Below are 20,176 nucleotides of genomic sequence, written 5' to 3'. Positions count from 1 at the left end.
CTCGTCCGAGCGGAGCCGACGTCGCGGGCTGGAGCGACTACCGCTCGCGCTGACACTTCTCGCAGAAGTGCGAGCTCCGATTCATCCACTTCTCGCGCACGATTGGCCGCCCGCACCGCGGGCAGGGCTGCCCCTGGCGCCCGTAGACGTTGAGCGAGTGCGCGAAGTAGCCGGCCTGACCGTTGACGTTGACGTACTGCGCGTCGAAGGATGTGCCACCCTCGGCGAGCGCCTTCGCGAACACCTCGCGTACGTGCTGCAGCAGCTCCCGCACTTTCGACGGCGAGAGGCCCGCCGTGTTGCGCGCGTAGTGCAGGCGTGCGCGCCAGAGCGCCTCATCGGCGTAAATGTTGCCGATCCCCGAGATGAGCGTCTGGTCGAGCAGCGCCCCCTTGACGCCCGTCTTCCGTCGCAGCATCGCCGCGGCCCAGGCGTCGTCGTCGAAGTTCGGGTCGAGCGGGTCGCGAGCGATGTGCACCACCTGCGATGGAACGCGCTCCCCCGCCACGTCCGCCGTCGGCACCAGACGGTCGATTGCGAGCGAGCCGAACACGCGCTGGTCGGCAAACGCGACCAGGAAGTCGCCGGCCGGACCGTCGACCCGAATGCGCGCCCGCAGGTGTCGGTCGTCTGCCGCATCCGCGGTGCGCAGCAGCATCTGACCGCTCATGCCCAGGTGCGCGCTCAGCGCCTCGTCCCGCCCCTCGAGCGGCATCCACAGGAACTTGCCCCGACGCGAGACGGCCTGAATGCGCGCACCTTCCAAGGCGCCCACGAAGTCAGTCGAGTCCCCGGCATGGCGGCGCAGGGAACGCTCGTCGAGCACCTCGACGGCAGACACGGTTGCACCCGTCACCGCGGGTGCAAGGCCGAGGCGAACAACCTCGACTTCGGGCAGCTCTGGCACGGCTAGGAGACCGCAGGGGCGCCGTCGCCGCCCTCGCTCAGCTGGTGCCAGGCCGCGAGCGCGCCGGCCACCTCGGCCTGCTTCTTGCTTGTACCGACCCCCTGCGCCTGCGCGAGGACACGCTTCTTCTTCAGCACCGTCACCGTCGCTGTGAAGCTGCGGTCATGCTCCAACCCAGAACCCTCGACCTCGTATCTCGGCGGCTCCGCGCCACGGGTGTCGGCAAGCTCCTGCAGGGCCGTCTTCGGGTCCTGCTCCGCCCCGAGGCGCCACACGACTGCGAGCTTCGGCTCGACGAGGCGCAGGATCAGCTCAGTTGCGACCTCGACACCTGCAGACAGATACGCGGCGCCGATGACGGCCTCCATCGTGTCAGCCAGCACCGAGTCCTTGTTGTTGCCGCCGGTCAGGTGCTCACCGCGACCGAGGTGCAGGTAGGCGCCAAGGTCGATACCCCGCGCGATCTCAGCAAGCGCCACGGTCGACACGAGGGATGCGCGCAGACGCGACAGCTGCCCCTCCGTGTAGTCGGGGTACGTGCTGTACAGCATGACCGTCACGGCCTGACCGAGAATCGAATCGCCGAGGAACTCGAGGCGCTGATTGTCGGGGATACCGCCGTTCTCGACGGCGTACGACCTGTGGGTCAGCGCGAGCTCGAGGAGAGCGGGAACGAAGTCGACCCCGAGGCCGCCTGCCAGCTCAGCTGACGGTGCGGCGTCGGGGTCGATGATCTTCACGTCGTGCATGACGCAAGGATCAGACGTCTGCGACCTTGCGGCCCTTGTACTCGAAGAACAGCGGAGTGCCAGCTGCGTCCTCGACAACCTTCGCGCGGTGCGGGAGGCTGTAGGTGACCTTGCCGTTCTCAACGGTCTTGACGAGGGTCGGCACGGAGGCCTTCCACTGCGAACGACGCGAACGCGTGTTCGAGCGGCTCATCTTGCGCTTGGGGAGAGCCATCGGCGTCTACCTTTCATCTTTCATCGTGCAGGGAGGCGGGCTCAATTCTGGCCCGGCTCCCCCTTGTAATCATGGTTGCGCGCACCCTCACGAGGATCCGCGGCTTCCTCAGAACCCGTTGCGGGTTCCTCGGCTGCTTCTGTTGAAGCGCCAAACTCTGCCAACGCTGCCCAACGCGGGTCAACCGCGGGCGCCTGCTCTTCGAGCGGCTCCACCAGCTTCTCGCCGGTTTCGGGATCTAGGCCGAGGCAGTCCGGCCGACAAACCGGCTGGAATGGCAGTGCTAGCACTACCGCATCGCGAACGGGCGGTTCAAGGTCGACAGTGTCGTCGTGAACCTCGTACTCGAGGGCTTCGTCGCGAGCATACGCGAAAAGCTCTGCGAAATCGACCTGAAGCGGCTCTTCCAGCGGCGTCAGGCACCTGCTGCACTCACCACTCATCCGCGATGCGAGGCCGACGGTCGCCAAGATTCCGTCGTGCAGCACCTCGAGACGCACGTCCAGTTCAATGGGCGTGCCCTTCTCGATGTAGCCGAGCCCCTCGCCGATGCGCTCAGGCGCGTCGAAGTCGAGCTCGAGCGTGCGCATCGTGCCGGCCTTGCCCACGATGGTCGCGATGTTCACGAGGTACGGAGAGGAAGTCACCGGGAGATTGTACGCCTTCGGCTCGGAGTGCATCCCGACCCCTACTCGATGGACGTGTCGGTGTCGCCCTGCAGGTACTCGTAGACGACCCGCGGCACGTACGGCGAGACGTCGCCGCCGAGGCCGGCGACCTGGCGGACCAAGGAGCTCGAGACGTGCGCATGGCTCGGATCGGGCAACATGAACATGGTCTCGACGCGGGCGAGGTTGCGATTCACGATCGCCATCGGCGTCTCGTACGTCACATCCGCCTGAGAGCGGATGCCCTTGACGATGACCTTCGCCCCAACGTCCGTGCAGTAGTCGACAAGCAGTCCCACGCTCCACGAGGCGACGCGCACGTTGCCGCGGATACCGGTCGCGGAAACCGCCTGCTCGATGAGCTCCACACGTCGGGAGATGGGCAGGAGCGCGTGCTTGTCCGGGTTATGGACGACAACGACGTGGACTTCCTCGAAGACCGTGGCGGCGCGCTGGATGACATCAAGGTGGCCAAGGGTCACCGGATCAAACGAGCCGGGAACGACAGCGATTCTGCTCATGCCGACAAGACTACGGGGCACGTCCTGCGCGTCACGCGCAGGATCACCTCACTCGGCGGCGAGGCTGGCGCCTCGCGCCGAAACCCGCGCGTCGAGGAGCCCTCGTCAGACCCCGTTGGGCGTGTCGTCGAGACCGTCGGCGTTCGGCTCGTCGGTCTGAGACTTGTCGGCCTGTGGCTTGCGGCTCGCCTCGAGGTCCGCGGCCTTGCGACGGAACACGACAAACGAGACGAGCACGACCGAGACACCGGCGAGGCCCATGAGCACCCAGGCCCACGGCGGGATGCCCGAGTCCTGCGGGGCCGACGTCGTGGACTGCTCGGCCTCGTCGGCGGTTCCCGCGTCGTTGTTCGTGATGGTCGCACCCTCGGTGTTCTCGGCGGCACCGAAGCCGGCCGGGGCCGACGCGGACGGCTGTGCGTCCTCGGTCGGTGCGACTCCCACGGAGACGGTGAACGGGATCGTCCCGGAGATCGGGTGACCGTCGGACGAGACGACCTGCCAGTTGAGCGAGTAGTTGCCGGCGGGAAGCTCAGGGAGGGGCTGCGTGACAACCGCGCCATCGACCGTCGCGGGCGACTCGAAACCGACGGCAGTCTCCTCGACGGCGCTCACCGAGAACAGCTCCAGCTGCGGGCCGAGCGTGCCCTCAGCCTGCACCTCAGCGGAGAAGGTCAGCGTCGCGCTCACCGGGGCGACATCCACCTGCTCGTCCGCTGACGGGGTCGACTCGACAAGCTGGTCGTGCGCCGACGCGAACTGTGAGCCGAGGCCAAGCGCGAGCGCCAGGAACGCGAGCATCGCGGCAAGCATGAGGCGGGAGGCGATCCGGAGCGCCTGTGCAGAGGAGGATGAGGTCACTCGACCATCGTAGGCCAGCGGCACGAGGGCGACCCGAGGCCGAGGCCGAGGCCGACCGCGATGTCGACGGACGGCGGACGACGGACGGCTAAAGGATCCCGCCGACGCCAGACGAGGGCGAGTCAGGACTTCCCGAGGAACTCCCGCTCCTCGAAGCTGTGCCTCCCGATCGCCGCGGTGAGGTCGGGCCAGCGCTTCAGGCTCCAGTCGTCGTTGACGAGCAACGCCGCCTCGTCTCTCGCCGAGCGGATGAGGTCGGTGTCCTCGATGACTCGCAACAGCTTCAGGGAGGTGCGCCCACCGGACTGGGCTGTGCCGAGCACGTCACCCTCGCGGCGGAGTTCGAGGTCGCGTTCGGCGAGCTCGAACCCGTCCAGCGTCTCCGCGACGGCGTTGATGCGCTCGCGCGCTGTTGACTCCTCCTCGGAGTTCGACACGAGCAGGCATAGGCCCGGGTGCTCACCTCGGCCCACGCGGCCGCGCAGCTGGTGGAGCTGCGAGACGCCGAAGCGGTCAGCATCCATCACGATCATGACCGAGGCGTTCGGCACGTTGACCCCGACCTCGATGACGGTCGTGGCGACGAGCACGTCGATCTTGCCCTCCGCGAAGGCCCGCATTGCGGCGTCCTTCTCGTCGCTCGGCATCGCCCCGTGCACGGCGGCGACGCGCTTGCCGGCGAAGAGCGGATGCACGGCGAGCGTCGGGGCGAGTTCCATGACGGCCGCGATCGGGTGGGGTGGCTCCTCCCCCTCAGCTGGCTCCGCGGGTTCGGTCGGCTCGATGGCCGGGCACACGACGAACGCCTGCCTGCCACGGTCGACCTCTTCCGCGACGCGCTGCCAGGCGCGCTCGAGCCAGTGCGGATGCTCCCTCGTCGCGACGACAAACGTCTCGATCTTCTGGCGGCCCTTCGGCATCGTGACGATGCTCGAGATGTCGAGGTCGCCGAACACCGTCATCGCGACCGTGCGAGGGATGGGCGTGGCGGTGAGCACAAGCAGGTGCGGCGGCTGAGCGCCCTTGGCGCGCAGCGATTCCCGCTGCTCGACGCCGAAGCGGTGCTGCTCGTCGACGATGACAAGGCCGAGGTCGTCGAACATGACGTCGTCGCTCAGGAGCGCGTGGGTTCCGACGATGATCTTCGCCTCGCCGGCGACGACGCTGAGGGCCGCGCGCTTGCGCTCAGCCTTGGGCATGCTGCCCGTGATGAGCGTCGGCTTGAGCTTCGCAGCGAGCTCCGGCCCGAGCGAGTCGATGATCGAGCGGTAGTGCTGGGAGGCGAGCACCTCCGTCGGCGCGAGCATCGCCGATTGGCCGCCGGCGTCGGCGACCTGCAGCATGGCCCGCAACGCGACGAGCGTCTTGCCGGAGCCGACCTCACCCTGCACGAGGCGGTGCATGGGCACGCCACGCGCGAGGTCCTTCGCGATCTGGCGGCCGACCGTCTTCTGGTCGGGTGTCAGTTCGAAGGGCACGAGCAGGTCGAACGCCGCGAGCATTGGCCCGACGTCGTCGGTCCTGGCCCTCGCGGCGACAAGCTCGGAGATGGCGCGGCGTTGCAGGAGCGCGGCCTGCAGCACGTACGCCTCAGTGAAGCGCAGCGCTTCCCGCGCGCGCTCAAGTAGCTTGAAGGTCTCGGGCTGATGGATTGCGCGCACCGCCTCGTCGTAGCTGTACATCCCGAACATGGCGCGCGTCTCGACGGGGACCGGGTCGCGCAGGAACGGCACGGCGTCGAGGACAGCCTCGACGGCGGCCGCAACCTTCCACGTCGGCAGGCTTGCCGTCGCGGGGTAGATCGGGATCGGCTCCTTCAGCCACTGGTCGCGTCGCTCCGAAACGGCCTCGAGCGGGGCGTTCTCGAAGAGCTCGTACTCGGGGTGCGCGAGCTGGATCGCTCCGCGGTAGGCGGAGGCCTTCCCGGAGAAGATGCCCGTCACTCCGGGCTGCAGCTGCTTGGCTCGCCAGCTCTGGTTGAAGAAGGTGAGGGAGACGATGCCCTTCTCGTCGGTGATCTCGACCTCGAGGATGGAGCCGCGTCGAGCCCGCATCTGTCGGTCGTTGACCCGGAGGACGCGGGCGACCAGCGTGACGTGCTCGCCGAGCGGCAGCGACTCTATCGCTGTCATCTCGCCCCGGCGAGCGTAGCGGCGCGGGTAGTGCTCGAGCATGCCGGCCACCGTAGTCACGTCGAGCTGCTTCTTGAGCTGCTGCGCGTCGCGCTTCCCGAGAACGTCTTCGAGCAAGGTCTCGAGGCCAAAAGCCTCCATTAGCGCCTCCCTGACAGGGAAGCAGGCGCGAGCACCGCCCGGCGGCGCGCAGCGGGCGTGGCTGAGGAACGGAGTGCGGAACGGACCACGAGGACATCATTCCAGAGCTCCACACGTTGCTCTTGCCTCAGAGACTGCTCGCTGCCCGGGTCGGAGAAGGCGGCGTGCTCGTGCTCCACCCTGATGCGGCCGAGCGCTGCGCGAGCCTCGCTTGCCTGCTCCGCGGCGCCAGCCCTGACGGCCGAACCTGTATCGGTGCCTATGCCTGTGCCTGTGCCTGTAGCTGCTTGGTCTTCCGGGACCGCGATGGCAAGCCCGATGGCGTCGACAACCGCTTCCGGCGTGAGGCCAGCAGGCAGACGGATCCCGTAGTCAACCGCGCTCTCGGAGACCTCCTGCCAGGCGGCGCCGCCCGGGCTCGGGTGCTGCGGCGGTGAGCCCGTCAGGACCGCGGCCCTGCGCCCGCGACGCCTGGCACCGCGGAGGAAGGCAGGGATGAGGAGGAGCGCGGCGACGGCGAGCAGACCGGCGATGACCGCGAGCGAGACGAACAGGGCGGTGAGGTCGACCCCAGCCTCGTCGCCGTCCTGCTCTCCTGCGCTCTCGATGCCGTCGGTCGGCGTGGGCGTCGGCGTGGGCGTCTCTGGTGGCGCGGTTGGTGCGCCCGTGCTCTCGGTCTCGACGGGCGTCGGGGTCGGGGTCGTCGTTTCGAACGGATCGGTGGTGGGCGCCGTCGTCTCACCGGGGCCGGGTGCGACGAGGTTGCCGAGCGCGCCAGCCGGCGTCGTCTCGAACATGACCCAGCCGTGGCCTGGCAGGTAGAGCTCAGCCCAGGCGTGGAGCTGGTCGCTCGTCACGGTGTAGACCGGCTGCCCCTCGGCGTTCAGCTCACCTGCGGAGCCCGGTGTGAAGCCGACGCCGATGCGGGAAGGTATACCGAGCATGCGCGCCATGACCGCCATCGAGGACGCGTAGTGCACGCAGTAGCCCGCCCGGGCCTCCAGGAACTCGGCGATGACATCGAGGCTCGTGCCGTCGTACCCCTGCTGGACCGGAGCGGTCTCCGAGTAGGCGAAGCCGTCTGCGAAGAACGCCTGCAACTGCAGCGCCTGCGTGCCGGTCGGCGCAGTCTCATCGACGATCCCGCTGAGAACCTCGCGGATGCGATCGGTGCTCGGCCCCTCAGGCACTTGCGTGAGGGGCTCGAGCTCCGGCGGGACCTCGACGTCGAGCTGGGAGATGACCTCGAAGCTCGGTGTTGGCACAACCGTCTGGATCTCGTAGTTCTGCGCGAGCGCCTCGTCGTTCGCGCTGCGCACGTCGCCCGTCTGCTGATCGAGGAGGAACTCCCCCTGCAGGTCGATGACGTTGGCCGCGAAGCCGGGGCGAGGCAAGAACGAGCTGACGCCGTCGTTGAGGACGATGCGCGTCGTGAACTCGCTTGACTGCGCTCCAGCGCTCACGCCGGTGGGGAGAGGCAGGTCGCCGCCGTCGACGGGCCGGTTCCCGTCGAAGGCACCCGGCATCCAGTCGTCGCTCCCGCTCAGATCGCTGAGCGTCTGCAGCGTCAGGTACGGGAGCGAGCCCTGGTCGGTGGTCGTGGCGTAGCGGAGCACCTCGACCGGGTTGTTGCGGCGCAGGTCCTCGCCGAGGTCGATGATCGGGTTCGCTCGGTTCGTGGAGAGCCCTGAAGTCGAGGCCTGCCTGATCGCCTCGATGCCGGTCGGCGCGGGCACAACCGTCGATGCGACGAGCACCGCGACGAGCGAGACGGCGGTGACGGCGAGCGCTCCGCCGAGGCCTGCGAGGCCCCGGTTGTCGACGAGGAACCCCTGATACGAGAGTTCCTCGTCGTGCACGCGCTGATGCCAGCTCGAGACCGCGTAGAGGAAGACCGCGAGCGCCAGCGCGGCGAACACGTAGGACCAGCCGTCGAAGGCGTCGACGCCGAGCGCCATGGGGATGAGCGGGAAGGCGAGCAGCGGCAGCATCGCGAGCGAGCGACCCCTGATACCGAAGACGAAGAAGTCGCAGAGCACCACGATGACGGCGACGCCGATGAGCACGAGCATCGTCATCGCTTCGGTCTCGCGCAGAGGAGCTGCGTCCGAGCGCAGCTGTTCGACGAGCTGCTCGGTGAGCACGCCCCAGCCTTCGACGGTCGCGCGCGGCGACCCCCGCCCCGTGAATCCGACGAGCACAACGGCGCCACCGACGATCGAGGCGATGAGCGCCCACAGCTGGGAGCCCGTGAACGTTCGCACGAGCGCTGCCGCGCCGAGCATGATCGTGACGAGGACGATGGCCTTCGCCGACCAGGAGTTCGTGTCGAAGATCGGCCAGAGGAGGTTCGTCGCGCTGAAGATCAAGACGGCGAGGGCGACCGTGACAACCCACGAGCCGTTGGCCCCTGGCGTGCCCTTCCAGCCCTGGCGTCGACGCATCTGCGCCGTAGTCTTCGCTTGCGTGCTCATGCAGTGGCCTCCAGCTCAAGCACCGGGGTGAACGGCTTGGCTCGGGCGGGTGAGTAGACGGCGACGTTCCAGCCGGCTTCGGTGAACGATTTCAGCGTGGCTGGCGGCACGGGCTTCGCGGAGACGATGAGCGCGAGTGCGGGCGATGCGAACGATGAGAGCGAGCGGATGGCCGTCAGCCCCTCTCCGGCGAGGTGTCTGTGCACGTAGACGACGGGCGTGCGCGCGACACGGGAGATGTCGTCGACGACCTCGGCGCAGGCTTCCCGTCGCTCGGCGTCCGCCGAGTGGGGCTGCGTCAGCATGAGGCGGCGCATGACGCCCTCCAGGGCTTCCTCTGACGGGGTGCGCGTGCTCTCGGTGTCACCTTCTGGGTGGGCGTGCGTCTCGAACAGCTCAGTTTCGTAGCCGAAGCGGTGGAAACGCGCGAGCACGGAGGCAGCGAGCGAGACGGCGAGCTCGAACTCGGCGTCCACGGCGGTCGCAGGGAGGGCTTGCTCGTTCATGAGGTCGATGAGTGTCAGCGGCGCCTTCGGTTCCTCGCCTGCCTGCGCCTCACTCGTGTCGAGGATCACGACCGAGGTGTCCTCAGCGTGGTGCTCCTCCTGGCGCACTCGCAATTCCCCGGCGTGCGCCGTCGCACGCCAGTGGATGCGCCGCAACGGGTCGCCTCGCCGGTAGTCACGTGTCAGCACATCGTCGGAGTCACCCGACTGCGCGACGCCGGCCTCGACCTCACCGCCGCTCTTGCCGCTCGGTACCGACATGGCCGGCAGCTCGACGACGCGGGGCCAGACCTCCACCGAGGTCGCCTCGCCGATCTTGAGGACTCGCCTTGTCAGCCCAAGGCCGTCGATGTTGTCGAAGAACAGCGGGCCGACCTCATGGACTCCGCGGCGCATGGAATCGATGCCGTATGCGACGCGGCGACGGCGCTTGTCTTCGTTGCGGTTGAATCGCGACCCGATCGCCGGCAGCACGCCGCCGATGCTCGAGGGCTCGGCACCTGGCAGCAGGTCCATGTAGGAACTCGGCTCGAGGGCGATCCAGGAGCGGTTCCGCACCTCGGTGACCACGCGCATCCGGTCGCCCACGGCGAGTGTCGTCGGGTAGATGGTGCGCTCGGCCTCGAGGCGCGGACGCCAGATGAGGCGAAGGACGAAGGCGACGATGGGCAATGCGACGAGGAAGCCGCCGAGCGCGAGCAGCTCGCCCCGGCCGAACACAACGGCAGCGGCCGCCAGCAGCACGCCGATCACCACCAGTCCGATGGCGCGGCTGGTGGGCCTGAGCCGCCTCTCGATACGCCTCGTCGCCACGCGCTACGCGGTCGCCGCGCTCGTGGGGACGGCGATCTGCTGGGAGATCTGATCGATGATGCGGGCGGCAGACGCCGAGGCCGCCGTACCCCGCGAACCGCGGGCGCTCAGCACGAGACGGTGCGCGAAGACCGGACCGACGAGCTTCGCCACGTCGTCCGGCACCACGAAGTCGCGACCGGCGACGGCCGCAGCGGCCCGCGAGGCGCGCACGAGGTGCAGTGTGGCGCGTGGGCTCACGCCGACGCGCACGTCGGCGTGCTCGCGGGTGGCCCGGGCGAGGTCGACGATGTACTGCTTGATGGCGGGGGCTACGTAGATTCGCGACGCCTGCTCGATCATGTTGGACACGTCGGTAGCGCTCAGCGAGGCGCGCACGCTGGCGAGGGGGTCGCTCGAGTCGCGGCGATCGACCATCGCCAGCTCGTCGTCACGCTCCGGGTAGCCCATCGACATGCGCGCCATGAAGCGGTCGCGCTGCGCCTCCGGGAGTGCGTACGTGCCCTCCATCTCAGAGGGGTTCTGGGTCGCGAACACCGTGAAGGGCGCAGGAAGCTTGTGGGTGACGCCGTCGACCGTGACCTGGCCCTCTTCCATGCACTCGAGCAACGCCGACTGGGTCTTCGGCGAGGCGCGGTTGATCTCGTCGCCGATGACGACATTCGCGAACACGGGCCCCTGCTGGAACTCGAAGCGCCGCTCGACCTGGTCGTAGATCGCGACGCCCGTCACGTCGGAGGGCAGAAGGTCCGGGGTGAACTGGATGCGGCTCACGCTCGAGTCCATCGCCGCGGCCAGCGTCTTCGCGAGCACCGTCTTGCCGACGCCAGGCACGTCCTCGACCAGCAGGTGGCCGCCGGCGAGGAGCACGACGACCGCGAGGTGCACCTGCTCGTCCTTGCCGGAGATGACCGAAGACACGCTCTCGCGGATCTGCCGCGCGCCGTCCTGCAACGCGACGGCCGTGCTCGATGCGCGAGTTCTTCCAGCTCGCTCTGCAGAAGGAGTCCGCTGAGCAGGCATGGCCCCCGCTGCTGCGGTTTCCGCGCTGTTGCCGTATTCCATGGCCACCTCCGAATTCAAGTGCCCATCATTCCACGCACCCCCGACAAATTCGGCCAACCGCTCTCCGCTGTGTATGACACTCCCCCGCTCGCGGCTACGATCACTGCGTGACACGCATCATCGCCGGAGCCGCCAGGGGCCACTCGCTCGCCGTCCCCAAGAGCGGTACGCGCCCCACGAGCGACCGAGTTCGTGAGGCGATGTTCTCCTCGCTCGAGTCGCTCCTCGACCTCGGCGGCGTCGCCGTCCTCGACCTGTACGCAGGCTCCGGTGCGCTCGCATTCGAGGCCCTCAGCCGTGGCGCATCCACGGCCGTGCTCGTCGAGCAGTCCAAGTCGGCCGCCAGCGTGCTGCGGGCGAACGCCGAGCTGCTCGCTCGGGTGGCGCGCGAGCAGGGACGGCGCACGGTGACGTCGCGCATCGCGCAGAACTCCGTGGCCAGCTTCCTGCGAACGCCCCCAGGCCAGCTCTTCGAGCTCGTCTTCATCGACCCCCCGTACGAACTCGGCGAGGCCGAGCTCACGGAAGCACTCGAAGCGCTTGTGCCGCACCTCGCGCCTGAGGCGGTCGTCGTGATCGAACGCGGATCACGCTCCCCCGCGCCGCTCGTGCCGGAGAGCTTCGAGCCGCTGCGACGCAAGGCCTACGGCGAGACGATCGTCTACAGCTACGAGGCGAGCCCCGTCGAGGAGTCAGACGAGGAGAAGTCCCAGGCGTAAGGGTCCCAGCCCCGCGCATCCCTCGGCTCGCCGTCGACCTTCACCGATGGTTCGCTCCCGTCGGGCAGCGGATGCACCCGCCCGATGGCTCTGAAGCCGTCCGGCAGCGTCGTCCCGGCCGGGAAGGCCGCGAGCAAGCCGTGATCCTCGCCGCCGACCACGACCAGCTCAGTGGCTCGAGCGCGCCGCTCCTCGCCAGCAAGTCCCGGCACGGCAGCACCAAGCGCGGCTTCAACGGCTGCGACGTCGGAGGAGAGCCACGAGGTTTCGATCTCCAGTTGCACGCCGCTGGCACGCGCCAGCCTGGCGGCGTCGAGCAGGAGCCCGTCTGAGACGTCCATCATGGCCGTTGCGCCGGCGGCTCTGGCCGCGAGACCGAGAGAGGCGTCGATCGTGGGGGCCACATGCCAGTCGATCACTGCGGCCACGGCCTCGCCGCGCGCGCGCAGGGCCGCGATGCCCTCAGCCAGGGCCTCGCCTCGCGCATTCCGGGCGAGCGAGTAGAGCAGCGAGAGACCGGCGCCGCTGCGACCGGCCGGGCCGCTGAGCGCCAGGACGTCCCCGGCCTTGGCACCGGATCGCAACACCGCGTCTCCCCCGCCCAGATCACCGAACGCCGTGATAGCGATCGTGAGCTGCTCGCTCGTCGAGAGGTCGCCGCCGATGACGCCGCAGCCGGGCGCCATGTCTGCGAGCCCCTCCGCGAAGCCCTCAGCGAGCTCCTCAACCCAGGAGACCTCGGTCTCGCCGGGCAGCGCGAGCGCCACGGTGATCCCCGTCGGGGTGGCGCCCATCGCGGCGACATCGGCGAGGTTCGAGGCGCAGGCCTTCCGTGCAAGGTCGCGAGGCGACGACCAGGCGAGTCGGAAGTCCGGCCCCTCGATCATGAGATCGGTCGTGATGACCACCCGCCCATCACCCGCCGAGAGCACAGCGGCGTCGTCGCCGGCCCCGAGCACGGCGGCGGCAGACGCTGGGACCCTCGCGAGGATGCGCCGCAGCACCTCAGCCTCACGGCTTTCGCCAACGGTCAGTGCGGCAGAGGCGGGGCGGCGGGCGGCTTCGTCGGGGAGAGCAGGCACCCGTTCACGATAGCCTGGGAGCAAATGTCTCGAACCTCCCGCTCACTCTCGCGAATCGGCTCAGCCGCGCTCGCGACCGCCGCATCCATCGTGCTCCTCACCGCCTGCAATAGCGCGAGCGTGCCTATGGAACCCGCGCCGGACGCCGCGGCCCCCGAGTGCGCCGAGGTCTCCGTGCGCCTCCCCTCGACCGTCGACGGGCTCGAGTTGCGGCTCACCAACGCCCAGGCCACTGGGGCGTGGGGAACGCCGGCCGGCGTGCTGCTGCGCTGCGGCGTGCCGACGCCGGGGCCGACCACCGACTACTGCCAGAACCTCAACGGCATCGACTGGGTGCTCGACGACAGCCAGGCGCCCACGTACCGTTTCACGAGCTACGGGCGCACCCCCGCCGTCGAGGTCATCGTCGACTCCGACGTGGTCTCTGGCACCGCGGTGCTCATCGACCTCGAGAACGCCGTCGCGAAGCTCCCGAAGACGGGCGCGTGCGTCGGCGCCGACGACGTCCTCGGAGCCCAGTAGGGGCACAACAACCGGCCCGCGCGGGCCGGCTGGCGCTCCACGGCCGAACAGCTAGCGCGTGAGCCGTGCCTCGCGAGCCGCCGCGTGCGCGCTCGCGACTTCGATGAGCTCGGTGATGAGCTCCGGGTAGCTCATGCCGCTCGCCTGCCAGCACTTCGGGAACATCGAGATGGGCGTGAAACCGGGCATCGTGTTGATCTCGTTGACGACGAACCCGTCGTCGGTAAGGAAGAAGTCGACTCGGGCGAGGCCCGAAGCGCCAAGCGCCTCGAAGGCACGAACGCCGAGCTCCGCCATCTCGGCGAGCAGCTCGTCGCTCAGCTCGGCGGGGCAGCGCAGCTCGACGCCAGAGTCGTCGAGGTACTTCGCCTCGAAGTCGTAGAATTCGGCCTTCGTCATGACGATCTCGCCAGCGACCGAGGCTCGTGCGCGCTCACCCGGACGCGACTCGAGTACGGCGATCTCCACCTCGCGCCCGACAACCGCGGCCTCGACAAGCACGTGGTCGTCCTCCGCGAGCGCCGTCGTCATGGCGGCGGCGAACTCCTCGAGCGCCGCGACCTTGCTCACACCGACGCTCGAGCCTGCGCGAGCCGGCTTGATGAAGACGGGAAGTCCGAGTCGATCGACGACCTCGGATGCGAGGGACTCGCCCTGCGTGTCCCACTGGTGCTGCGTGATCGTGACGCCGTCGGCGACCTGAAGACCCGCATCCCGGAGCACGATCTTCGTGTAGTGCTTGTCCATGCCAACGCTGGCCGCGAGCACGGACGAGCCGACGAACGGCAGGCCGACGAGCTCGAGCATGCCCTGCACGGTGCCGTCCTCGCCGAACGGGCCGTGGAGGATCGGGAAGACCAGGTCCACTTCACCGAGCGAGGTGCGCTCGGTGAGCTCTGCGCCCGCTTCAGCCCCGAGTGCGTCGCCCTCGACACGGGAGACCGTCACCTCACGGTGCTTCGCCGAGTCGGGCAGGTGGATGCGCGTGCCGTTGTCGACGACCTCCGGCAGGTTCTCGGGGTCGAGCGCGAACTTGTCCGCGTCGTCGTCCTCCAGTACCCAGGCGCCGTCGCGGGTGATGCCGATCGGCAGCACCCGGTACTTCTCGCGGTCGATCGCCCCGAGGACACCGCTCGCCGTCGCGCAGGAGATCGCGTGCTCGCTCGACCGGCCGCCGAAGACGACGGCGATGAGGGGCCGCGAGTCGGCGGATGCGGTGGCGTTCGGCTGTGCAATCGGCATGAGGGTTCCTTCCACGAGCGAGTCTTCGCTCACGGCTACCAAGGGTACGGGTCGAGACGAACGGGAGCCTGCGTTACTCGCCGCTCGGGCCGTCGTCGGTGGCGAGGTGCGGCGCCAGGTCGGCGGGGCTCATGCGGCCGTGGAGGACGTCGTCGATCTGCTTCGCGATGGGCATGTCGACGCCGTGCCGCTCGGCGAGCTCGAGGATCGCCCCGACCGATCGAAGGCCCTCCGCGGTCTGCTGCATCTGGGCGACGACGTCGTCGTAGACGTAGCCCTGCCCGAGGAGCCGGCCCGCTGTGAAGTTGCGTGACAGCGGCGACTCGCAGGTCGCGATGAGGTCGCCGAGGCCCGCAAGCCCGATCATGGTCGACGCCTGGGCGCCCATGGCGACGGCGAAGTCGGAGATCTCGGCGAGGCCGCGCGTCATAACGGAGGCCTTGGTGTTCTCGCCGTAGCCGACGCCGTCGACGATGCCGACCGCGATGGCGATGAGGTTCTTCAGGACCCCGCCGAACTCGGTGCCGATGACGTCGACGTTCACGAACGACTTCAGGTAGCCGTTGCGGGCGAGCTTCGCGACGCTCACCGCCGTCACCTCGCTGTCCGACGCGACGACGATCGCGGTCGGCTGCTCCTTCGCGATCTCGAGCGCGATGTTCGGCCCGCTCGCGACGGCGATCCGGTCGGTCGGGAGTTCCAGGACGCCCTCGAGCACCTCGCTCATGCGGAGGCCGCTCGAGCGCTCGACCCCCTTCATGAGGCTCACGACGACGGCGTCGTCGTCGATGAGCGGGGCGAGCTGCACGGCGAGCTCGCGCGCCGTCTGCGCGGGCACCGAGACGAACACGAAGTGCTGCCCGCTGACCGCCTCGACGAGGTCGGGCGTCGCGCGCAGGTTCCTCGGCAGATCGATGCCGGGCAGGTAGCCCGTGTTCCGGTGCGACTCGTTGATCTCGTTCGCGACCTCGGGGCGACGCGCCCAGATGGTCACCTCGTGGCCCGCATCCGCGAGCACCTTCGCGAACGTCGTGCCCCAGCTTCCGCTGCCGAGCACAACCGCGCGCTGCGCCGAGCTCACGCGCCGCCCGACTCTCGGGAGGAGCCGCCGCGGTCCTGCGGGAACTTGCCGTGCTCCGTCTGCCCGTGCTTCGCCGGGTCGTAGAGCTCGGCGGGAGCCACCTCGCCACGGATGCCCTCGAGCAGCCCCGTGATGTCGTGCATGATGAGCTCCGTTGCGCCCTTCATGGCGCTTGCGCTGTGCATCCGCCCGCTGAACTCTCCGAGGCTGACGGGCTCACCGACGTGCACCGTGATCTTCTTCCGCCAGCCCAGGGTTGGCTTCTTGGCGTACCGGGGCAGGATGTTCTGCGCGCCCCAGATCGCCGTCGGGTAGACGGGGATGTCGGCGCTCAGCGCAACACGGGCCGCGCCGTTCTTGCCGCGCATCGGCCACAGGTTGGGCTCGCGGGTGAGCGTGCCCTCTGGGTAGATGATGACGCCCTGGCCGAGCCGCACGAGCTGCTGCGCGGATGCGATGGCCGCCTGGTTGGCGCCGCGCACGTCACGCGAAACGGGGATCTGCCCACTCTTGCGGAGAATCCAGCCGAGCCCCTTCACGCGGAAGAGGCGGTCGGCGGCCATGAAGCGCGGCGCGCGGCCGAGCTTCCAGACAGCCATGCCCATGATGAGCGGGTCGATCTCGCTGGTGTGGTTCGGGGCGACGATGAACGCGCCGCGCTCCGGCAGCTTGCCCTTAATCTCCCACCGCATGATCGGCCAGCTCAACGGGAAGGCGACCGCCGCGAGGAACCAGAAGATCGAAGGCCGACCCTTTTCTGGCGAAAGACGTTTCTCCGCAGATCCCCGCTTCTCAGCGGACACCCCTACGCCTCAACCGTGAAGTCAGCTCCGAGAGTCTCGAGCTTCGCGATGAAGTTCTCGTAGCCGCGCGCGATGATGCCGACGTTGGAGACACGCGAGGTGCCCTCCGCCGCGAGCGCCGCGATGAGGTGGCTGAAGCCGCCGCGCAGGTCGGGGACCTCGATGTCGGCTGCCTTGAGCTTCGTCGGGCCGGAGATGATGGCGGAGTGCTGGAAGTTGCGCTGACCGAAGCGGCACTCCTGGCTGCCAAGGCACTCACGGTGCAGCTGGATGTCGCTGCCCATCTCGACGAGTGCGTCGACGAAGCCGAAGCGCTGCTCGTAGACCGTCTCGTGCACGATGGAGACTCCGTGGGCCTGCGTGAGGGCCACGACGAGCGGCTGCTGCCAGTCGGTCATGAAGCCTGGGTGCACGTCGGTCTCGATGACAACGGGGCGCAGCTCGCCGCCCGGGTGGTAGAAGCGGATGCCGTCGTCGTGGATCTCGAAGGCTCCGCCGGCCTTGCGGAAGACGTTGAGGAAGGTGAGCATCTCGGGCTGCTTCGCGCCGCCGACGTAGATGTCGCCCTTCGTGACGAGCGCCGCCGAGGCCCAGCTTGCTGCCTCGTTGCGGTCGAAGAGCGCCTTGTGGCTGTAGCCGCCGAGACGCTCGACACCCTCGATGCGGATGACGCGGTCGGCGTCGACGGAGATGACGGCGCCCATCTTCTGCAGGATGTTGATGAGATCCATGATCTCGGGCTCGATGGCCGCGTTGCGCAGCTCGGTGCGGCCGTTCGCGCGGACGGCGGTGAGCAGGACCTGCTCGGTGGCGCCGACGGACGGGTACGGGAGCGTGACCTTCGCGCCGTGCAGGCCCTCGGGAGCGCTCATCCGGATGCCGCTCGGCAGCTTCTCGATGACGGCGCCGAAGTTGCGGAGCACCTCGAGGTGGAAGTCGATCGGGCGGTCGCCGATGCGGCAGCCGCCGAGGTCGGGGATGAACGCCTCGCCCAGACGGTGCAGCAGCGGGCCGCAGAAGAGGATCGGGATGCGGCTAGAGCCGGCGTGTGCGTTGATCTCGGCCATGTGCGCCGTCTCGACGTTCGTCGGGTCGAGGCGCAGGTCGCCGGAGACCTCGTTGCGGTCGATCTTCACGCCGTGCAGCGTGAGGAGCCCTGCGACGACGCGGACGTCGGAGATGTCCGGCACGTCGCGGAGGACGCTGACTTCCTCGCCGAGGAGCGCCGCGACCATGGCCTTCGTCACGAGGTTCTTCGCGCCACGCACCTCGATGCGACCCGAGAGCGGGCGTCCGCCGTTGAAGACGATGGTGTCGCCGGTCAGACCGACTGATGCGCCGGCGCGAGCCGAGTCGTTGGTGATCGTGTTCACTGAGTTGCACTCCCTGCGGTGGTGGACCTGCGGATTGGAAGAGTCCGCGGACGCCACGCCTCTCGGCGTGACTCAAAGGTGGAGATCGCGTGTTCGTCACGCAACGTCAACGAGATGTCGTCGAGGCCCTCGAGCAGACGCCATCTCGTGTAGTCGTCGATCTCGAACGTCACCGTCATGTCTCCGACAGTAACGGTGTTCGTAGTGAGGTCAACGACCGCTGTAGCGCTCCGGTCCGCTTCTGCGGCGTCCCAGAGCTGTTCTACGATGTGCTCCTCCAGCGTGGCGACAAGCAGCCCTTGCTTGCCGGCGTTGCCGAGGAAGATGTCTCCGAAGCGGGAGCCGATGACGGCGCGGAAGCCGTAATCCTTGAGCGCCCACACGGCGTGCTCGCGAGACGAGCCGGTGCCGAAGTCGGGTCCGACGAGCAGGATGCGCGGGTTGGCCTGGTATTCGGGCCGGTTGAGCACGAACTTCGGGTCCTGCCTCCAGCCGTTGAAGAGCGCATCCTCGTAGCCGGTCTTGGTGACGCGCTTGAGGTAGACCGCTGGAAGGATCTGGTCGGTGTCGACGTTGGAGCGCCGCAGCGGCACGGCGGAGCCCTCGATGCGGCTTGTCTTCTCCATCAGACGGTCACCTCCTGCGGCCGCTGCGCGTCATGGCTCGGCGCGGATGCGGCGGGCGTGTCGAGATCGGACGGACTCGAGAGCGTACCCCGAACTGCGGTCGCGGCGGCGACGAGGGGCGACACGAGGTGCGTTCGCCCGCCTTTCCCCTGGCGGCCCTCGAAGTTGCGGTTGGAGGTGGATGCGCAGCGCTGGCCCGGCTCGAGCTGGTCTGGGTTCATACCGAGGCACATCGAGCATCCAGCGAAGCGCCATTCGGCACCGAACTCCGTGATGATCTTGTCGAGGCCCTCGGCTTCCGCCTCGAGGCGCACTCGCGCGGAACCGGGAACGACCATGACACGGACGCCGTCGGCCTTCTTCCGCCCCTGGATGACCGACGTGAACGCCCGGAGGTCTTCGATCCGGCTGTTGGTGCATGAGCCCATGAAGACGACGTCGACTGGGATGCTCTTCATGGGACGACCGGCTTCGAGCGCCATGTACTCGAGCGCGCGCTCGGCGGCCTGGCGGTCGTTGGGGTCGGTGAAGTCGGACGGCTCTGGTACGACGCCATTCAGCGAGATGCCCTGGCCGGGGTTGGTCCCCCACGTCACAAACGGCTCGAGGTTGTCGGCGTCGATGAACACCTCGGCGTCGAAGACGGCGTCGTCGTCGGTCCTGAGCGTGCGCCAGTAGTCGAGCGCCGCATCCCAGTCGTCACCGCTCGGGGCGTGGTCGCGGCCTTCGAGGTACGCGAAGGTCTTCTCGTCGGGCGCGACCAGACCGGCCCGGGCCCCCGCCTCGATGGACATGTTGCAGATCGTCATGCGCCCCTCCATGGAGAGGGCTTCGATCGCGGAGCCGCGATACTCGAGCACGTAGCCGGCGCCGCCGCCTGTGCCGATCTTCGCGATGACGGCGAGGATGATGTCCTTCGCCGTAACGCCCTCTTTGAGCGTCCCGTTAACGTTGATCGCCATGGTCTTGAAGGGCTTGATCGCGAGGGTCTGCGTCGCGAGCACGTGCTCGACCTCGCTTGTGCCGATGCCGAACGCGATGGCCCCGAAGGCTCCGTGGGTCGAAGTGTGCGAGTCGCCGCACACGACGGTGATGCCCGGCTGCGTGAGTCCGAGCTGCGGTCCGACGACGTGCACGATGCCCTGCTCGGCGTCGCCGAGCGGGTGCAGGCGGATGCCGAACTCCTTGGCGTTCCGGCGCAGCGTCTCGATCTGTGTGCGACTCGTGGTGTCCGCGATGCGGTTCAGGATGTCGACCGTCGGGGTGTTGTGGTCTTCCGTCGCGATCGTGAGGTCAGGGCGCCTGACCGGTCGACCCGCGACCCGAAGCCCGTCGAACGCCTGCGGGCTCGTCACCTCGTGCATGATGTGCAGGTCAATGTAGATGAGGTCAGGTGAGCCATCTTCGCCCTTGGCGACGAGGTGGTCTTCCCAGACCTTCTGCGCGAGGGTCCTCGGCTGCGCTGGGGCGGTGCTTGGCGCTGCTGTCGTGCTGTTTTTCGTCTTCATGTTGCTTGTGTCTCCTCGCATCTGCTCAGGCACCATCGACACCGCGACGGGATGCACCGGCGAAGTTAGCCCCCGTCGCGGCAGCAAAGGAGGAGCAGACCGGCAGACATGCGAACCATGCTAACACTGCACCTCCTGCCGACTTCTGGGGTGTGAACCGCATCGACGT

The 20,176-nt window shown here is 68.5% G+C and carries 19 protein-coding genes; 2 read left to right on the top strand and 17 right to left on the bottom strand.

Annotated features, from left to right (window positions below; genetic code table 11):
* Window positions 1-37 precede the first annotated feature (37 nt).
* The 10 genes from mutM to FHX72_RS08730 form a co-directional block, all read right to left on the bottom strand.
* A complete protein-coding gene (gene mutM, locus FHX72_RS08775) occupies window positions 38-907 on the bottom strand; it encodes a bifunctional DNA-formamidopyrimidine glycosylase/DNA-(apurinic or apyrimidinic site) lyase (protein ID WP_068484291.1) in 870 nt (289 codons plus the stop codon).
* Between the two features lie 2 nt (window positions 908-909).
* Window positions 910-1,656 carry a ribonuclease III gene (rnc, locus tag FHX72_RS08770; RefSeq protein WP_068484293.1) on the bottom strand — a complete coding sequence of 249 codons (747 nt, stop codon included), beginning with the start codon at window positions 1,654-1,656 and terminating at the stop codon, window positions 910-912.
* Between the two features lie 10 nt (window positions 1,657-1,666).
* Window positions 1,667-1,870 carry a 50S ribosomal protein L32 gene (rpmF, locus tag FHX72_RS08765; protein ID WP_068484295.1) on the bottom strand — a complete coding sequence of 68 codons (204 nt, stop codon included), beginning with the start codon at window positions 1,868-1,870 and terminating at the stop codon, window positions 1,667-1,669.
* A 41-nt stretch (window positions 1,871-1,911) separates the two neighbouring features.
* Window positions 1,912-2,496: a YceD family protein gene (locus FHX72_RS08760; protein WP_338110092.1), complete on the bottom strand. Its 585-nt coding sequence runs from the start codon at window positions 2,494-2,496 to the stop codon at window positions 1,912-1,914.
* A gap of 62 nt (window positions 2,497-2,558) precedes the next feature.
* Complete coding sequence (gene coaD / locus FHX72_RS08755; RefSeq protein WP_068484299.1) at window positions 2,559-3,059, bottom strand: pantetheine-phosphate adenylyltransferase; 501 nt, start codon at window positions 3,057-3,059, stop codon at window positions 2,559-2,561.
* Window positions 3,060-3,164: 105 nt separating this feature from the next.
* Window positions 3,165-3,920: a copper resistance protein CopC gene (locus FHX72_RS08750; protein WP_183624446.1), complete on the bottom strand. Its 756-nt coding sequence runs from the start codon at window positions 3,918-3,920 to the stop codon at window positions 3,165-3,167.
* 122 nt (window positions 3,921-4,042) lie between these two features.
* Window positions 4,043-6,193 (bottom strand): ATP-dependent DNA helicase RecG, encoded by a 2,151-nt coding sequence (locus FHX72_RS08745; RefSeq protein WP_068484303.1) that lies wholly within the window; start codon window positions 6,191-6,193, stop codon window positions 4,043-4,045.
* Complete coding sequence (locus FHX72_RS08740; protein WP_183624444.1) at window positions 6,193-8,667, bottom strand: transglutaminase TgpA family protein; 2,475 nt, start codon at window positions 8,665-8,667, stop codon at window positions 6,193-6,195. The genes FHX72_RS08745 and FHX72_RS08740 overlap by 1 nt, the downstream gene beginning before the upstream one ends.
* On the bottom strand, window positions 8,664-9,929 hold the full coding sequence (locus tag FHX72_RS19660) for a DUF58 domain-containing protein (protein WP_183624442.1): 1,266 nt from the start codon (window positions 9,927-9,929) through the stop codon (window positions 8,664-8,666). Before FHX72_RS19660 ends, FHX72_RS08740 begins: the two co-directional genes overlap by 4 nt.
* A gap of 60 nt (window positions 9,930-9,989) precedes the next feature.
* Entirely contained in the window at window positions 9,990-11,051 is a 1,062-nt protein-coding gene (locus tag FHX72_RS08730) for an AAA family ATPase (protein ID WP_244964117.1), read from the bottom strand.
* Window positions 11,052-11,158: 107 nt separating this feature from the next.
* Here FHX72_RS08730 and rsmD point away from each other — a divergent pair, with 107 nt between their 5' ends.
* Window positions 11,159-11,770 (top strand): 16S rRNA (guanine(966)-N(2))-methyltransferase RsmD, encoded by a 612-nt coding sequence (gene rsmD / locus FHX72_RS08725; protein ID WP_183624440.1) that lies wholly within the window; start codon window positions 11,159-11,161, stop codon window positions 11,768-11,770.
* Here the strand turns inward: rsmD and thiL are convergent.
* Window positions 11,719-12,852 carry a thiamine-phosphate kinase gene (gene thiL, locus FHX72_RS08720; protein ID WP_183624438.1) on the bottom strand — a complete coding sequence of 378 codons (1,134 nt, stop codon included), beginning with the start codon at window positions 12,850-12,852 and terminating at the stop codon, window positions 11,719-11,721. The two genes, rsmD and thiL, sit on opposite strands and share 52 nt — an antisense overlap.
* Window positions 12,853-12,876: 24 nt before the next feature.
* Here thiL and FHX72_RS08715 point away from each other — a divergent pair, with 24 nt between their 5' ends.
* Window positions 12,877-13,374 carry a DUF3515 family protein gene (locus tag FHX72_RS08715; protein WP_183624436.1) on the top strand — a complete coding sequence of 166 codons (498 nt, stop codon included), beginning with the start codon at window positions 12,877-12,879 and terminating at the stop codon, window positions 13,372-13,374.
* Window positions 13,375-13,425: 51 nt separating this feature from the next.
* On the opposite strand, the gene FHX72_RS08710 is transcribed toward FHX72_RS08715, so the two are convergent.
* The 6 genes from FHX72_RS08710 to leuC all read right to left on the bottom strand — a co-directional run bounded on the left by FHX72_RS08710 (window position 13,426) and on the right by leuC (window position 20,007).
* Window positions 13,426-14,616 carry a D-alanine--D-alanine ligase family protein gene (locus FHX72_RS08710; protein WP_183624434.1) on the bottom strand — a complete coding sequence of 397 codons (1,191 nt, stop codon included), beginning with the start codon at window positions 14,614-14,616 and terminating at the stop codon, window positions 13,426-13,428.
* Window positions 14,617-14,689: 73 nt separating this feature from the next.
* Window positions 14,690-15,697 (bottom strand): NAD(P)H-dependent glycerol-3-phosphate dehydrogenase, encoded by a 1,008-nt coding sequence (locus tag FHX72_RS08705; RefSeq protein WP_068484313.1) that lies wholly within the window; start codon window positions 15,695-15,697, stop codon window positions 14,690-14,692.
* Window positions 15,694-16,389: a lysophospholipid acyltransferase family protein gene (locus FHX72_RS08700; RefSeq protein ID WP_183624432.1), complete on the bottom strand. Its 696-nt coding sequence runs from the start codon at window positions 16,387-16,389 to the stop codon at window positions 15,694-15,696. The genes FHX72_RS08705 and FHX72_RS08700 overlap by 4 nt, the downstream gene beginning before the upstream one ends.
* A gap of 113 nt (window positions 16,390-16,502) precedes the next feature.
* Window positions 16,503-17,873, bottom strand: coding sequence for a UDP-N-acetylglucosamine 1-carboxyvinyltransferase (gene murA, locus FHX72_RS08695; RefSeq protein WP_068484317.1), 1,371 nt, complete (start codon window positions 17,871-17,873; stop codon window positions 16,503-16,505).
* Window positions 17,870-18,499 (bottom strand): 3-isopropylmalate dehydratase small subunit, encoded by a 630-nt coding sequence (gene leuD, locus FHX72_RS08690; protein ID WP_183624430.1) that lies wholly within the window; start codon window positions 18,497-18,499, stop codon window positions 17,870-17,872. The genes murA and leuD overlap by 4 nt, the downstream gene beginning before the upstream one ends.
* A complete protein-coding gene (gene leuC, locus FHX72_RS08685) occupies window positions 18,499-20,007 on the bottom strand; it encodes a 3-isopropylmalate dehydratase large subunit (protein ID WP_183624428.1) in 1,509 nt (502 codons plus the stop codon). The genes leuD and leuC overlap by 1 nt, the downstream gene beginning before the upstream one ends.
* Between the last annotated feature and the right edge of the window lie 169 nt (window positions 20,008-20,176).

Source organism: Pseudoclavibacter helvolus (assembly GCF_014191305.1).
Classification (GTDB): domain Bacteria; phylum Actinomycetota; class Actinomycetes; order Actinomycetales; family Microbacteriaceae; genus Pseudoclavibacter; species Pseudoclavibacter helvolus.
This window is presented reverse-complemented; position numbering and strand designations above follow the sequence as displayed.